Source organism: Catenibacterium sp. co_0103 (assembly GCF_004168205.1).
In the GTDB taxonomy this organism is placed as follows: Bacteria; Bacillota_I; Bacilli_A; order Erysipelotrichales; family Coprobacillaceae; genus Catenibacterium; species Catenibacterium mitsuoka_A.
On the sequence record NZ_RCYB01000016.1, the window covers coordinates 23253 to 39783 of the forward strand.

16 protein-coding genes and 1 tRNA gene are annotated in these 16531 nt (G+C 35.0%); all 17 read right to left on the reverse strand.

Translation table 11 applies throughout. The features are described from left to right. A complete protein-coding gene (locus EAI80_RS04485; protein WP_129981086.1) occupies window positions 1-744 on the reverse strand; it encodes a Nif3-like dinuclear metal center hexameric protein in 744 nt (247 codons plus the stop codon). A gap of 46 nt (window positions 745-790) precedes the next feature. Then, on the reverse strand, window positions 791-1462 hold the full coding sequence (locus tag EAI80_RS04490; protein ID WP_129981087.1) for a class I SAM-dependent methyltransferase: 672 nt from the start codon (window positions 1460-1462) through the stop codon (window positions 791-793). Further along, window positions 1462-2718 carry an RNA polymerase sigma factor RpoD gene (gene rpoD, locus EAI80_RS04495; RefSeq protein WP_129981088.1) on the reverse strand — a complete coding sequence of 419 codons (1257 nt, stop codon included), beginning with the start codon at window positions 2716-2718 and terminating at the stop codon, window positions 1462-1464. Before rpoD ends, EAI80_RS04490 begins: the two co-directional genes overlap by 1 nt. A gap of 2 nt (window positions 2719-2720) precedes the next feature. Beyond that, complete coding sequence (dnaG, locus tag EAI80_RS04500; protein ID WP_129981089.1) at window positions 2721-4487, reverse strand: DNA primase; 1767 nt, start codon at window positions 4485-4487, stop codon at window positions 2721-2723. A gap of 12 nt (window positions 4488-4499) precedes the next feature. Then, window positions 4500-5876, reverse strand: a complete 1377-nt coding sequence (locus EAI80_RS04505) for a glycine--tRNA ligase (RefSeq protein ID WP_129981090.1) — start codon at window positions 5874-5876, stop codon at window positions 4500-4502. Between the two features lie 137 nt (window positions 5877-6013). After that, window positions 6014-6937, reverse strand: a complete 924-nt coding sequence (locus EAI80_RS04510; RefSeq protein ID WP_129981091.1) for an alpha/beta hydrolase — start codon at window positions 6935-6937, stop codon at window positions 6014-6016. Window positions 6938-6952: 15 nt separating this feature from the next. Beyond that, window positions 6953-7690, reverse strand: coding sequence for a DNA repair protein RecO (recO, locus tag EAI80_RS04515; protein ID WP_129981092.1), 738 nt, complete (start codon window positions 7688-7690; stop codon window positions 6953-6955). Further along, window positions 7677-8573, reverse strand: a complete 897-nt coding sequence (era, locus tag EAI80_RS04520; RefSeq protein WP_129981093.1) for a GTPase Era — start codon at window positions 8571-8573, stop codon at window positions 7677-7679. Before era ends, recO begins: the two co-directional genes overlap by 14 nt. Next, on the reverse strand, window positions 8570-8965 hold the full coding sequence (gene cdd, locus EAI80_RS04525) for a cytidine deaminase (protein WP_129981094.1): 396 nt from the start codon (window positions 8963-8965) through the stop codon (window positions 8570-8572). The genes era and cdd overlap by 4 nt, the downstream gene beginning before the upstream one ends. Then, window positions 8965-9432, reverse strand: a complete 468-nt coding sequence (ybeY, locus tag EAI80_RS04530; RefSeq protein WP_117459719.1) for an rRNA maturation RNase YbeY — start codon at window positions 9430-9432, stop codon at window positions 8965-8967. Before ybeY ends, cdd begins: the two co-directional genes overlap by 1 nt. Window positions 9433-9437: 5 nt before the next feature. Beyond that, a complete protein-coding gene (locus tag EAI80_RS04535; RefSeq protein WP_129981095.1) occupies window positions 9438-11456 on the reverse strand; it encodes a cysteine peptidase family C39 domain-containing protein in 2019 nt (672 codons plus the stop codon). Between the two features lie 56 nt (window positions 11457-11512). Further along, on the reverse strand, window positions 11513-12688 hold the full coding sequence (locus EAI80_RS04540; protein ID WP_129981096.1) for an aspartate aminotransferase family protein: 1176 nt from the start codon (window positions 12686-12688) through the stop codon (window positions 11513-11515). After that, window positions 12688-13803, reverse strand: a complete 1116-nt coding sequence (locus EAI80_RS04545) for a M20 family metallopeptidase (RefSeq protein WP_129981097.1) — start codon at window positions 13801-13803, stop codon at window positions 12688-12690. The genes EAI80_RS04540 and EAI80_RS04545 overlap by 1 nt, the downstream gene beginning before the upstream one ends. A gap of 2 nt (window positions 13804-13805) precedes the next feature. After that, window positions 13806-14510, reverse strand: coding sequence for a 2,3,4,5-tetrahydropyridine-2,6-dicarboxylate N-acetyltransferase (gene dapD, locus EAI80_RS04550; protein ID WP_129981098.1), 705 nt, complete (start codon window positions 14508-14510; stop codon window positions 13806-13808). Then, the gene (gene dapF, locus EAI80_RS04555; RefSeq protein WP_129981099.1) at window positions 14503-15342 is read right to left on the reverse strand and encodes a diaminopimelate epimerase; all 840 of its coding nucleotides are present in this window, start codon (window positions 15340-15342) and stop codon (window positions 14503-14505) included. Before dapF ends, dapD begins: the two co-directional genes overlap by 8 nt. Before the next feature lie 74 nt (window positions 15343-15416). Beyond that, window positions 15417-16010 (reverse strand): L,D-transpeptidase family protein, encoded by a 594-nt coding sequence (locus EAI80_RS04560; RefSeq protein WP_129981100.1) that lies wholly within the window; start codon window positions 16008-16010, stop codon window positions 15417-15419. Window positions 16011-16115: 105 nt separating this feature from the next. After that, window positions 16116-16192, reverse strand: a tRNA-His gene (locus tag EAI80_RS04565). Window positions 16193-16531 lie beyond the last annotated feature (339 nt).

Sequence of the window (16531 nt, forward strand, 5' to 3'; positions counted from 1 at the left end):
CTAATACCCCTTGAAATAACCTGGAGAAGTGGCTTCTACGATTTCACAATCTATTTCTTTTTCTAATAATTCTTTTAATTTATGTACCATAATGACTTCTACATGATGTCCTACATCTACTAAAAGAATATTATAATCTGATGCTTTTAAACCACTATGATATTTCAAATCACCTGTGACATAAGCATCTACCTGTGGAGCGACTTCATCTATTAAATCTCCTCCAGAACCACCACAGATTCCTACTGTAGAGACTTCTTTCACTTTACCTGCATAATTGACTGATGGAATATTAAAAGCTTTCTTTACATAGTCTAAGAATTCATACATACCCATTGTATCTGGGAGTACACCCTTCTTAGTAATATTAGATTCATCGGCGTCTTCAATATTTAAACATCCTAATGCTTCCATTAACCATCTATTCATAGAAATCTTATCTAAAGATGTATGCGCACTATAGACAACAATATTATGTTTAATCGCTTTTTCAATAAAACGTCCTACAGGTGTTTTTGTATCTAAAGTCAATGTATTGAATAAGAATGGATGATGGGTAATCAACATCTGACATCCTGCATCAATGGCTTCCTGCAATGTTTGTAAGTCTGCATCTAAACCAATCATTATTTTATTCACTTCTGTATAAATATTACCTGCCTGTAATCCACAATGATCCCAGTCCTCTTGACAACTTAAGGGATAATGAGATTCCATGATTTTAATAATCTGTTCTGCTTTCATAAATATCACCTTCCATTTCAATCATTATAACACAAAAAAGAAGTACCTAGAGTACTTCTTCAATTAAGGCAATAGAATGTAATACCTTTGCATATTTTTCATGTTCAATATTTAATGAATCCAATATACGTCTTTGAATCTTTAGTTCTCTTTCCCACTTCTCAATAAAGAGAGGATTCTTCTGTTTTCTAAGGACTGGTCCAAAGAGAATATCTTTTTCATCTAATTCCTGATGGCCTTTTTTCACAACCATGATTTCATAAATATGATGAGCATCTTTGACTAATGCTTCATCAATAATCTGTAGGTTATGATTCATTAAGTATTCTCTTAATAAATCAATGGCTGTATTGGCCTGTAGGAAGAGTATTTTATCTTCTACATAGTCAAGATGAGCATCTAATATTTCACTCATCAATAAGCCACCCATACCACAAACAGAGATCATATCTACTTTCTTATCGATGATAGGGTCTAATCCATTACCAAGTAGTGGGATGACTTGATCTTCAAGATGTAAAGACTGAATTGTTTCTTTAGAACTAGAGAGAGGTCCTTCCGCTACATCACATGCATAAGCTGATGTGATGATGTTTTCATCAAGTAAAAAACAAGGCAGATAGGCATGATCAGTGCCGATATCTGCCAGGATAGTTCCTTGTTTATGTTCTTCAATCATCCAAGCAACTTTGCTTAGACGTTTTGAATGAAGCTTCATTAGTGATCTAAGAAGTCCTTTAGACGTTTAGAGCGAGAAGGATGTTTTAATTTTCTTAAAGCTTTTGCTTCAATCTGTCTGATACGTTCACGAGTTACGTTGAATTCTTTACCTACTTCTTCAAGTGTTCTTGTACGTCCATCATCTAGACCGAATCTAAGTCTTAATACTTTTTCTTCTCTATCTGTAAGTTCTAATAATACTTCATTTAATTCATCTTTTAGTAATTCGTTAGATGCATAATCATCAGGGCTCATAGCACCTTCATCTTCAATGAAGTCACCTAAATGAGAATCATCTTCTTCACCGATAGGTGTTTCTAAAGAAACTGGTTCTAAAGAAATCTTCTGGATTTCTCTTACCTTTGCAGGAGTCATTCCATCCATCTTTTCTGCGATTTCTTCAGCTGTTGGTTCTCTACCTAATTCCTGAACAAGCTGTCTCTGGATACGAGTTAACTTGTTGATAGTTTCTACCATATGTACTGGAATACGGATAGTACGTGCCTGATCGGCAATTGCACGAGTGATAGCCTGTCTGATCCACCATGTTGCATATGTAGAGAACTTAAATCCTTTTGTATAATCGAACTTTTCTACAGCCTTAATAAGACCCATGTTACCTTCCTGAATTAAGTCTAGGAATAACATACCACGACCTACATATCTCTTAGCGATAGATACAACTAATCTTAAGTTTGCAGCTGCAAGTTCTTTCTTAGCCTGTTCATCACCTTCAAGAATACGTTTTGCGAGTTCAATTTCCTGTTCATGAGTTAATAAGTCTACACGACCAATTTCCTTTAAGTACATCTTAACAGGGTCATTGATTTTAACGTTAGAACCTAACTGGTTCATATCGTCATCGTCATCAGACTGGTTATACATCTTATTTGTATCACCGAAGTCCATATCTAGATCATTACCGAAATCTAGATTAGCGATATCATCATCACCTGCATCATCATCTGTATCTACTTCTAAGCCTTCAAGGTCATCAAGATCATCTGCCCCTCCAGCCATGAAGTCATTATCATCTATTTCTAATGCATCTAAACCATCTTCAATTTCAATATGGTTATCATTGATTGCATCAATAAGGTTTTCATATGCTTCATCATCTAAATCATATCTAGACTGGAAAGCATCTAAGTCATCCTGAGTTAAACGGTTGCCTTTAGCCTTAGCGGCACTTATCAGCATTTTTTCAAGTTCTTCAAGAGTAATACCCTGTACTGCTTTATCCTTTTTTGCCATAGCTACTCCTTTTTTAAATCAATTAGCTTTTGGAGAATCTCAGCTTTTGCGCTAGGCGCAAGAACATTCTTAAACTGTTCCTGTAATTCCTGTTCACGAATATTCTTGGTATTTTCTGTAATTCTCGCAATATAATCATCAATCACTTCTTTTTGATAAGTGAGTGGAAGTGAACACTCCGCAATATCTGTCAACGCATTCACAAGGGTTGAATGAGAACTCCCAATCTTATCAATCAGGTTCGCAATATCCATTGTTTGATGCGTACGATAATAGTCTCTAATATAAGCAGCAAGTGCACGATATGTATCATTGTGCATAAAGCCTGCTTTTGCTTCATAAATATCACTGACCTGACGGTCATTCAACATATAGAATAATAAATTCTTTTCTGCCAAAGTATATTTATCTAGAATAGGACGCTGGTCCTGAATTGTTTCAATACGATTTTGAGAAAACTGTTCATGATGTTCAATAATTGCAGAACTATTTAAAAGTTGTTCCTCAATGATTTCCTTAGGGAAATCAGTCAATGATGAAAGTTTCGTAATATAGTGTCCACGATCAATTCTATCTTCTATCTTTGCAATCTTCTCGCATGCCTTTATAAGTAAGGTTTTACGATCTTCATAATTGCGTAAATCAAGTCTTGAACATTCAAAGGCCATCATGAAATCAATAGGGCTTAAAGTATCCTTTAAAACAGCATCAAGACCCTCTATACCTTCTGTTGATAAGATCTCATCTGGATCTCTTCCATCAGGTAATAATACAATCTTGACTTCAAAGCCCTGTGATGTAAGTAAATCACTTGATTTCATAGCTGCAGCCTGCCCTGCCATATCACCATCTAAGCATAAATGAATCGTACGTGTCATACGCTTCAACATTCTTAAATGATCTTTAGTAAGAGCTGTCCCCATCAAGGCAATACAGTTATCATGATGAGCACGATGCATCGCAATCACATCCATGAACCCTTCATTAATATATACAAAGCCTGCCTGACGGACTGCTTCTTTCGCACGATGGTAATTATAAAGTGTTTTACCTTTAATAAATATATCAGACTCTGGTGAGTTCATATATTTAGAATTCTTATCCTGTGCTTTATAGATTCTTCCAGAAAAACCTACAACCTTTCCAAATTCATCATGGAGAGGAAACATCACACGATCATGGAAACGATCATAATGACGGTCATTTTCTAAAACTAATCCTGATTTCACCTGAGCAACTTCAGTATAGCCTTCCTTCTGGAAACGTTCATGTAAGATGGATTTATCTGGCGCATACCCAATTCCAAACATCTTAATGAGTTCATCATCAAAACCACGATGACGTAAATAATCAAGTGCCTGTTTACCTGATTGTGTATAGAGATAATACATATAAAGCTTCAAGGCAAAAGCGTGCATATCATAAAGAGGCGCAAGCGCCTCATCTACTTTCACAACACGCTTCTCTAGTGAATAGCCGGACATATCTACATGTCCAAACTCTGCCACTTTCATAACGGCTTCTACGAAAGGAACCTTTAAATATTCCTGAATAAATGTGAAAACATTCCCTCCGTTGCCGCATACAAAACATTTATAAATCTGTCTTGATTGTGAAATAGATAAAGATGGATGATTATCATCATGGAAAGGACAGATAGCCATATAGTTCTTGCCTTTTTTATGAAGTTCAAGATATTGGCCCATCACATCAACGATATCTACGCTTTGTCTGATTTCATCAATCTTTTCCTGTGATAATCTTGCCATCTAATCATCCTCTTAGTTAAAACGTGTTTTATCTGCAATATAAGCTTTTAACTGATCAATTGGTAATCTGATCTGTTCCATAGTGTCACGATCTCTTACAGTAACGCTATGATCTTCAGCTGTATCGAAGTCTACAGTCACACATAATGGTGTACCAATAGCATCCTGTCTTCTATATCTCTTACCAATCTGACCTGCCTGATCATATTCACAATAGAAATCTTTTACTAAATCATTATAAAGTTCCATTGCTTCATCAGACTGCTTCTTAGTAAGTGGTAATACTGCAACCTTTACTGGAGCTAATGCAGGATGGAAATGCATAACTTTTCTTACATCACCATTTTCAAGTTCCTGTTCTTCAAATGCATCTGCAAGAACTGATAAGAATAAACGGTCTGCACCTACTGATGGTTCAATAACGTATGGAAGATACTTTTCATGAGTGTCTGGATCTAAGTATTCTAAGTTCTTCTTAGAATATTCCTGATGACGTCCTAAGTCGTAATCAGTACGATCTGCGATACCCCATAATTCACCCCATCCAAATGGGTATAAGTATTCGATATCTGTTGTTGCTTTAGAGTAGAAAGAAAGTTCTTTCTGGTCATGGTCTCTGTATCTTAAGTTTTCTTTATTGATACCTAAATCATATAAGAACTGCATACAGTCATGACGCCATTTTTCAAACCATTCTAAGTCTTCATTTGGTTTTGTAAAGAATTCAAGTTCCATCTGTTCAAATTCTCTTGTACGGAAAATGAAGTTACCTGGAGTGATTTCGTTACGGAATGATTTACCAATCTGTCCAATACCAAATGGTAATTTCTTACGTGATGTTCTCTGAACATTCTTGAAGTTTACAAAGATACCCTGAGCAGTTTCTGGTCTTAAATAGATCTTACTCTTTGCATCCTTTACAACACCCATAGATGTTTCAAACATTAATTCGAACTGTCTGATATCTGTGAAATCATGTCCACCACATTCAGGACATGCAATGTTATGTTCTCTAATAAAAGTCATCATTTCTTCTGGAGTCCATCCATCTGGATGTAATTCAGGATCATAAGCTTCAATTAATTTATCCGCTCTATGTCTTGATTTACACTGTTTACAGTCAATAAGTGGGTCATTGAAGTTACCTACATGTCCACTTGCCTGCCAAACTCTTGGATTCATAAAGATTGCAGAATCAATACCTACGTTGTAAGGACATTCCTGAACGAATCTCTTCCACCATAAGTTTTTAATGTTGTTCTTTAACTGAACACCCATTGGTCCGTAATCCCATGTATTTGCGAGTCCATCATAGATTTCTGAACCTTGATAGACAAAACCTTCACCTTTTGCATGTGCAATTAGCTTTTCCATATCTTTTGTAGCCATATTTTCCTCCTTGAGATAAGAAATGACTTAGGAATAACCTAAGCCATGAACTTTATAGTCCCACTATTTATACCCTTATAGTGTATATTTGTCAACCAATTATAAGGGTATAAAAAAGAACCTTTCTGAAAGAAAGGTTAGATGTAAGTACGTGCGTTTAGCCAGGTAAGAATATCTGTATAGACATTGATACGATCCTTACCAAATAGTAATGCATGACGTTTGTTGTCATAGATTTTTAATGTGATATCCGCCATACCTAGTGTTTTATAGTTACGATAGATGAGCTGGGCATCTTTACCTAAACGAGTAAGAGGATCAAGTGCACCGGATGCAATCCATGTAGATAAGTATGTTGGTGTTTTCTGATATGTCTCTTCACTGTTAGCATGTCTAGAAATTTTGTAGATATCACTATAGCCTTTAACTGTATAAGAGAAGTTTGTCAATGTATCATTAGAAAATCTATTCACTAGTTGTTCATTATCTGTGAGATAAGAGAACGGATGATCTCCATTGAAATGATGTGATAACTTCATTCTGTTTCTTAATGCCAGTTTATTGAGATGATATCTTTCACCCTTCATCAGTTTAAAGAAGTTAAGGCAAAGATTCTTATAGCGGTACGCTCTGACTCCGGACACTGCTCCCATCAACAACATTCCCTGGAAATAGTCTCCAAAGCGTGCTGCATATTCACGAATCATCTGTGCACCTAGTCCTGTACCTATATAATAATAAGGTGTATCTGTATAACGTGCCATCATCACCTTCTGCAGATGATGCATATCCTTCATCAAATAATCAAGGACATCTGTTTTCCCAAAATAACCTTGTTCAAAATCAATAAGTGAATGACCATGTCCGACCATATCACTCACTACGACTACATATCCCTTATCACACATGAAATTCGCAAAATGATCATAGTTAGATGCATTTTCATTAAGATCATGCTGTACAAATAAGACAGCCTTGACTCTAATGATCACCTGTGGTTCATAAATGAAAAAGTGAACATGTGTATGTAGTGTTGATGTATAAGTTTCTTCATGCTTCATACATCATTCCTCCCCTCATATCCATTCCTTCACAAAACGTAACGCATTGAGATATATTCCACAATATTCATCAATATAATGTTCAAATATGAATAATATCTCTTTAAGTACTGCTTCATCTATAGATAATGCATCAATATGGGCTATGGGTGTCTTATATATATGACGTATTGCCTTCAGTGCATCTATAGATAATTCTACATCCTGTGGTGTTTGATGCTTATGGCATACAAAACCACCATCTACAAGTGAAAAAGAAGTGACTGATGTATGTCCACAATGAACACATCCGTCTACTTCTAACTCTATTCCGTTATCTTTCATAATAAAGACAAGAATCAATGCATAAATCAATTTATATGAGTATCCTGTATCTATAGCTTTTAAAGCATCTACTAAAAATGTATAAGTCTCTAGATCAGGTTTATTTTCAGGAACATAGCGATAATAATATTCTAATAAGCATTGTGCTAGTATATCTGTTTCTATATGATCCTGGATATGTGTATAATACTTAATTCCTGAAGCACGTATAAGAGATGATAATCCTTTACGTACATTTAGCTCAAATAAGCTTAACGAGGAAGGTGTGACACCACGCGCATTTTTAGAATTGATTTTTCTAATTCCTTTTCCATAGACTGATATTCTACCATAGTCATGTGTATAAATAGAAAGTATTGCATCAGATTCTTTTGAAGGTGTTATTTTAAGTACAACCCCTTCTGTTTTCTCAATATTATGAGTAGTCATCCTGGTTATAACCAAATTCCTTTAAATACTGTGCTTTATTACGCCAGTCTTTTTCTACTCTTACAAAGAGTGAAAGTTTAACAGGAACCCCCGCAAAACGTTTCATATCACGTCTTGCCTGGTCTTTGATCTTCTTGATCATTGTACCCTGCTTACCAATGATAATACCCTTCTGACTCTTTCTATTCACAATAATCACAGCCATGATATCTATTCCATTTTCATCTTCAATCCACTGTTCAATTTCTATCGCCACATCATGTGGAATTTCATCATGAGTGAAATAAAGAATTTTTTCACGAATAAATTCAGCCATAATGAACTGTTCTGGATGATCTGTAATTGTATCTTCTGGATAAATAGCTGGTCCTTCTGGCAAATCCTGTTTGACAGTCTTAATTAATTCATCCACATTATCCCCATTAAGTGCACTAATTGGAATGATTTCCTTAAAGTCCATCATCTGATTCCATTCAATCAGTTTATCCATTAATTCATCTTTAGAAAGAAGATCTGCTTTATTTAATACAAGATAGACAGGACATTCTGCTTTCTTTAACCTTTCTACAATAAAGCGGTCTCCCTTACCAATACGTTCATTGGCAGGTTCAATAAATAGAATCACATCAGTTCCTACAATACTATTTAAAGCTGTTGTATTCATAAATGATCCTAAGCCATCCTGTGGCTTATGAATACCTGGTGTATCTACAAATACAATCTGTGCTTCATCATCTGTATAAACACCCTGAACTGTATTTCTTGTCGTCTGGGCAGTAGGTGATGTAATCACTAATTTTGTCTTTAAAATATGATTTAATAAAGTAGATTTTCCTACATTAGGACGTCCTACAATACTTACGAAACCTGATTTATAACTCATAAATCCTCCTCACTAAAACTTCTAGGTAATAATTCATAGATATTAGTCACTTCATAGTGATCTCTTGCCCCTAATACAATAGGTGTATCAGATTTCAAGAGTTCGCTTAATACCTGTCGACATGAACCGCAAGGTGAAATCAATGTCGGTCCATCTCCAACAATCGCAAGTGCTTTAATATCCTCTTTACGGTAGCCTTGGCAATAAGCCTGAAATACTGCATTACGCTCAGCACACATTGTAGAGCCATAAGCTGCATTCTCAATATTGGCACCATAAATCAGCTTGCCATCATTAAGTTCACAGCATGCGCCTACTTTAAAATGTGAATAAGGGGTATATGCATTCTCTCTTGCCTTAAAAGCTTCATCTACAAGATATTGATAATCCATTAGGCTCCCTCTCTTTCAATGCTTAAAGCACCTAGGATTTGATCCTGTAAGCCAAACATTTCTTTTTCTTGTTCATCTGTCATATGATCATATCCTAATAAATGTAGAATACCATGTGTAAACAAGAAACACATTTCTCTTCTCAAGGAATGACCATATTCTTCTGCCTGTTTCTTAGCATGATCTACAGAAATAAAAATATCTCCTAAAGTTCTAGGCATACCTTCTACATAAAATTGATCATTATCTTCCATTGCGAAACTGATGACATCAGTGGAACGATCAATATGACGATATTCTCTATTAATTTCATGTATTCTTTCATCATCTACAAGAACACATGATACTTCTACATCATCTTCAATACCTAAAGTCTTTAAAGCCTGTTCAATAATAGCTGTAAAATCCTGTTCATAATTATTTTCAAAGTTCTCTACTTCATTATCAAATACAAAATCTATATTCATTAATATCACCCTTTCTCGATGATTTTTCCTTTTTCCATTATAACATAGTCATATCCCATGTTCATGATTTTTTTATCATGTGAAATCACCACAAATAACTTTTCTTGATATGTTTCAAACAAAGTTTGAATGATGATTTCTTTACGTTCAAAAGAGAGATGACTGAGGGCTTCATCAAGAATATAAATATCTCCATCACACAACAATGCACGGGCAAGTGAAAGAATCTGTTGTTCTCCTAATGATAAAGGAAGTCCCTGAGAAGTGATAGGTGAATCTCCTAGTTCAATCAATCTTTCTCCTGTTAAGGAAAGTAATACATGAAGTATACGTTCTTCATCCTCACAATTCAATACTTCTTTGATAGAACCAGGTATAAATGATTCATGTTCTTCTACAAGAATGATATGTTTCTTTAAAGAATCCTGATTGATGTCTTTTAAAGGCTTATTATTCACGAGTATTTCACCACGATAATGTGAATCATTACCTTCTAGTAAATAAGCTAATGTAGATTTACCTGAACCATTATCTCCAAATATAAAGAATGAATGATTAATTTCTAAATCAAGATGATTTAAAACAGGTTCATGGAAGCCATAAGCATAACTTACATTATTCATATAAATAGTATGAATTGGTTCTTCTATCAATAACTTACCTTGTACGAATGGTGTTGTAAGTTCCTTATATTTCTCATAAAGTACTGTACTTTGAGAATATTCTACTAAAGTAGTACAGAGATGAATAAGGGGAATAAGAATCATATTATAAACCATATAGAATAGAATCAATTCACCCATGCTGATACTCTTATTATGATAGAGGAACAATCCTACAAATAATATAAGTGCTTCTCCAAGTATTTGGATCATATGCATACCAGTAGAGAGTGTTAATGAGAATTCTTCCTGATCCTGTTTATGATTGGCTTCATTCTCATAGTAATGTTCATATCTTTTAAGCCATTGATGTTTTCCATAATATCTCTTTCCTATTTCTCTTTGATCTAAATAATCAATGAGTGCATGTTCTGATTCAATATGAGCAGCGATATAGTCTTTATAGAGTTCTATAAAATGTTTACTCTTAAAATAAACAAAGATTCCTAAAATAACTAACACAATAATAAGTACTAATGATAATTGCGTAGAAATAAGTAATAAACCAAGTAGTTCTAATACAATAGAAACAAGATCTACATAGAAGATACTAAAATAGGCAATACAAAACTCACTTAACTGGTATAAGTCCATGATTTGTGGATGGAGTGTTCCTGTATCTCCTTTATGATCCATAACTTGACTAATACTTGTATAGACAAACTCTTTATCAAAAGCACGTGTGAGAAGGATACTTTTCTTCTCTTTTGTCTTTTCTATTCCAATCTTTATTAAGCCGATAATAAAATATGCACCTGATACAATCATTAATACCACAATGGGTGTTTTAACCTTCATATAATCAATGAGTGATGCATAGATAAGTGATAACACATAAGAGAATAATGTGATAAAGAATGTATAGCTTCCTAGTTTTCTAATATCTTTATGATAGAGTTTCTTGATTTCTTTTAAGAACTGTTTAAATGTCTTATTCTCATATTCAAAATAGCGCCCAATATGTGTAATAGATACAACATTCTCTGTATAAATTGATGTCAATTCTTCTTGATCATAGACCACAATACCATGGGCTGGATCACCAATAATATACGTATCTCCCTTGATTTCATAGAGTACTACAAAATGACCTATACCATCTTCTATTGTATGTAAGATACAAGGTAAGGTGATATGTTCTTCTATGTCTTTTAAAGAAGCATGATAGGCTTTTGCTTCTATCGCATAGGATTTCAATGTTTCTACTAAACCTTTAATAGTCGTTCCAGTATGATCCATACGTGCTTTTCTTTTAATATTGAGTGTGTCTTCTTCAATATCATAATATTTTAAAATCATCTTGATACAATAAACGCCACAGGATACTTCATCATCCTGAAGATATATAGGATATTTACGCATATAAAAAAAACCTCCCACTTATTTATTCCTTCATAAGTGAGAGATTTCTTAATATTTTATCCTAAAACTTTTCTAAGTTTAGTAATAAATTCATCAACATGTCCTTTTGTGATCACTAGAGGTGGTAATAAACGAATTACTTTTTCACCAGCAGTTACTACAATAACACCTTCATCAAGTAATGCCTGGACATATTTCTTAGCTGGGACATTTAATACAATTCCCTGCATTAATCCTAAACCTCTATGACCTACTACACAATCATAGTCTTTGACTACTTTATCTAATTCTTCTAAAAGATATTCAGATACTTCTTTACAGTTTTCTACAATTGAATCCTTCTTTAAGATATCAAATACAGTAGAGACAGCAGCAGTCACTAATGGATTACCTCCATAAGTACTTCCATGGTCTCCTGGTTCCATTGCCTTCGCAAACTTTGCATTAGCTACAAATGCGCCTACTGGTACACCACAGCCAATACCTTTCGCAAGACATACAATATCAGGTAAGATATCATACTGGAAATAAGTCATGATTGTTCCTGTTCTTCCCATACCACACTGTACTTCATCAAGAATAAGACAGATATCTTTTTCATCACAGATTTGTCTTAATCCCTGTAAGAATTCTTTTGTGCAAGGATTGACACCACCTTCACCCTGTACTGGTTCTACAATAATAGCGCCTGTACGATCAGTAAGTAAGGCTTTAACGCTTTCCAAATCATTTAAAGTGGCATATTTTACACCTTCCATTAATGGACCAAATGCCTGCTGATAATGTGCATTACCAGTTAACTTAACAGAACCTGTAGTACGTCCATGGAATGACTGATGGAATGCGATGACTTCACTATCAGCCTTATGGTGTTTTAAGAAGTAATATTTACGTGCAAGCTTTAATGCCCCTTCAGTTGCTTCTGCACCTGAGTTACAGAAGAATACCTTTGAAAGACGAGTTGCTTCTACTACTTTCTTAGCTGCTTCAATGGCAGGAACAGTATAGAAATAGTTAGACACATGAGTTAATGTCTTTAACTGTTTTTCTACTGCTTCTATATAAGCAGGATAACCATAACCAAGTGAATTGACACCAATACCACTATAGAAATCTAAGTATTTATTACCTTCTGTATCATAGAGATATACACCTTCTCCATGATCTAAAACAGTATCATATCTACCATAAGCATGAAGAAAATACTGTTCTCCTTCTTCATAATACCCCATTACTGTTCCTCCTGATAATTCAAAATGATTTTCATATACATATCCACAACAGACTGTAATACAGATTCATTAAAATTGAATGTACCTGTATGGAGTCCACTTTGGAATTCCTTTGTTTTAGTACCGACAAAGATAAATAGACCTTTTACCTCTTTCTGATAGAAAGAGAAATCCTCAGCAAGCATGAGTGGCTCATCTAATTCTTTTAATGAAGTAATTGATGAGACATAGTTAAATAGCTTTTTATCATTGATGACAGCTGGATAGAATGGTGGACAGCTCCACTCAATTCGACATCCATAGGCTTCTTCAAAGCCTTTATTAATACGTCCTATAGAATCTGTGAGATGGGCAAACATTTCATCACTATAACAACGTACTGTGCCATGGAATTCTGTTTCCTTGGCCACACTATTACGTGCTGTACCACCATGAATTTCTCCAATATTCATAATAGCTGGATGGAATGGTGTCTTCATTCTTGTCAAAATATGCTGGTATTCATTAATTAAAGAACAAGCAATAAGTAAAGAATCTACACCTTCATGAGGTAAACCTGCATGAGCCCCTCTTCCTATTACTTTTACATCTAATTCACCACATTCAGCCATTAAACCACCTGGTTTAGAAGCAATCACACCTTCATCTAATAAAGGCATCAGGTGAATACCAAAAATAGATTCTACATTAAACTGTTTTAATAAACCTTTTTCACAGACAATGCGTGCCCCACCAGGAGATTCTTCAGCAGGCTGGAAGATTAAAAGAATATCATAAAGAATAGGTTCTTTATTCTCTTTTAAAGCCTTCGCAAAGCCTAGAAGTGCAGTCATATGGCCATCATGTCCACAAGCATGCATGATTCCTTTATGGGTAGAGGCAAAATCTACACCTGTTTCTTCATTGACAGGTAAGCCATCAATATCTGTTCTAAAAGCCACTGATTTACCATAGCCATGATCAATAAAGACATAAAGTCCTGTTTCTAATAATGGCTGTGGCTGATACCCCATCTTTTCCAGTTCTGCTTTTAGGTAAGCTGTTGTTTGTGTCTCTTCTAATCCTAGCTCAGGAATCTGATGTAGATCCCTGCGCCATCTCTTTAAATCATCCATGATTAAATCTTTCTTAAATCATCCATTAACTGAGTCTTATCTTTTGTCTGGTCGTCTTTTTCTTCTTTCACAATACGAGCTGGGTTACCAACTACTACTGCACCTGCTGGTACATCCCTAGTAACGATAGAACCTGCACCTACGACAGCACCCTTACCAATTCTTACACCTTCAATAACAACCGCATTGGCACCAATTAATACGTCATCTTCTAAGACAACTGGGTTTGCTGAAGGGGGTTCAATAACACCTGCAAGCACTGCACCTGCACCAACGTGACAATGTTTACCAACTTCAGCACGTCCTCCTAGTACTGCACCCATATCAATCATAGAACCTTCACCAATCTTAGCACCAATATTGATAACTGCACCCATCATGATAACTGCATTATCTCCAATAGTGACATGTTCACGGATAAAGCAGCCTGGTTCAATACGAGCGTTGATATTTGTCATATCAATCATAGGAATCGCACTATTACGACGATCCTGTTCCATATAAGTATCAGTGATCTTATCTTTGTTTTCTTCTAAATAAGTACGGATTGCGTCAAGGTCCCCAATACAGATTTTAGAATCTTCTGTACCAAACATCTTGAATCCTTCAGCCTTAGGTAAATCATGACCATTGATATATACCTTGACTGGTGTCTGTTTTTTCGCATTTCCAATATACTGGATAATTTCTTCTGCAGTTTTAAGCATAATTTTCCTCCTTTAATGTACCTTCAAAAGTAGTCCTTGCAGGACCTGTCATAAATATCTTCTTATCACGGAGTTCAATCTGTAAATGACCCCCTAACAATTCTACATCCACTTTCTCATCACACTTGTTGTTGAGATAACTTGCATACATCACAGCACATGCACCTGTACCACAAGCCATTGTTTCACCACTGCCTCTTTCCCATACACGCATCTTTAGATGTTGTCTATCAACAACCTTTACAAATTCTGTATTGACTGATTCAGGGAATAAAGAAGCATGCTCAAACTTAGGACCAATTGCTTCGATATCAAAATCAAGTGTATCTACATACTGGATGACATGCGGATTACCCATAGAAACAGCTGTACAATAATATGTATTGCCATCTATTTCAATAGGCGCATTCACCATCTCTACCTTAGAATAATTCACTGGAATATCAGAACATAGAGTAATTGGTTCCCCCATATCTACACAGACACTTGTTACCTTTCCATCTTCTACATTCAATTCACAAGTTCTTATTCCTGCAAGTGTTTCAATCTTCAATGTTGTCTTATCAGTTAAGCCTTGATCATACACAAATTTAGAAAAGCAGCGGATTCCATTTCCACACATCTTTCCTTCACTACCATCAAGGTTGAACATACGCATTCTGAAATCACATGTTTCACTTGGTAAGATGATAATGACACCATCACTGCCAATACCTATATGACGATTAGATACCTTCTTGATAAATGTTTCATCTGTTGGAACATTCTGATTGATTCCATCAAAGTAAACATAATCATTCCCGATACCTTCCATTTTCAAGAATTTCAACATTTTCTTTTACACCTTTCTTGTTCATAGTCTGAACTTATTGAAAGTATAACACAAAATTATCATAGTGACACTAACTAATATTTATACAAATTATCATAAGAATCGATGATCATAATCGTCTTTTCATCAATAATAGTAAAGAGATATTTCACAATATCATGATGTAAGGCAACGCATCCCATTGTATAGTCATGAGTGCCAAAACAGTGAAAGAAATAAGCACTTCCCTTTCCTTTAATACATTCCTTATTATAGTTAAAGAAGGCTGTATATTCATAAGGTTTAGTATAATCTATCAAGTGTTCATCATTCTCTTTTGTACAATGAGAATGGTCCCTAGTCTTTTCATCCACAAACTCATTATAATACTGTTCACCACACCAATAATCATCTTCAGTAATCTGATGATAATCCATCTTTGTGCCAGGATCTGGCGCAATACCCATGAGTTTCCCAAAAGTATATTCACCTATAGGTGTTTGTCTTGCGCCTTCTTTTCCTTCACCCATGCCTCTTTGTCCAATAAGTGCTGGCGTTTGTAAGACAAGCCTCCATTTTTCTTCTTTCTTATAATAATAGAATGTCGCATGACTTGTATTATAATGATCGACACAAACCAAAAAGAGCTGATCTGTTTTCTTTGATGCTTTTAAGCTTTCTATATTCATGTAACCGCCTCCTGGCTACATTATATTAAAAAAGGAACTATATGAAAATACAGTTCCTATATTTAAATAAAATAAAAACTCTGGTAAACCAGAGTTATTTTCAAATGGGGCGGCTGATGGGGATCGAACCCACGAAATGCCGGAGCCACAATCCGGTGTGTTAACCGCTTCACCACAACCGCCATATCTCTCGTAAGAGACAAGTAAGATTATATACAAGTGCTGATAGTTTGTAAAGAGAAAATTTAACTTTTTTTTAAAGAAATTTAAAATCCTCAATTGTAAAATGAAACTGGAATTAAGGAATTGGGATAAAGGGGCATGCCCCTTTATCCCAATTCGCGCGGCCGCAGGCCCCTTATTCTCAATTTTTTTATAAAAAAAGTCCATAGAAATCGTATTATATAGTTACCACACTTTATAAGGAGATTTCTATGAACACTGTTAATATATCACAAAAAGCAAAAAATAAACACCTTAATTTTTCTCATTATGAATTCATCATCAATTCTTTGATTCAG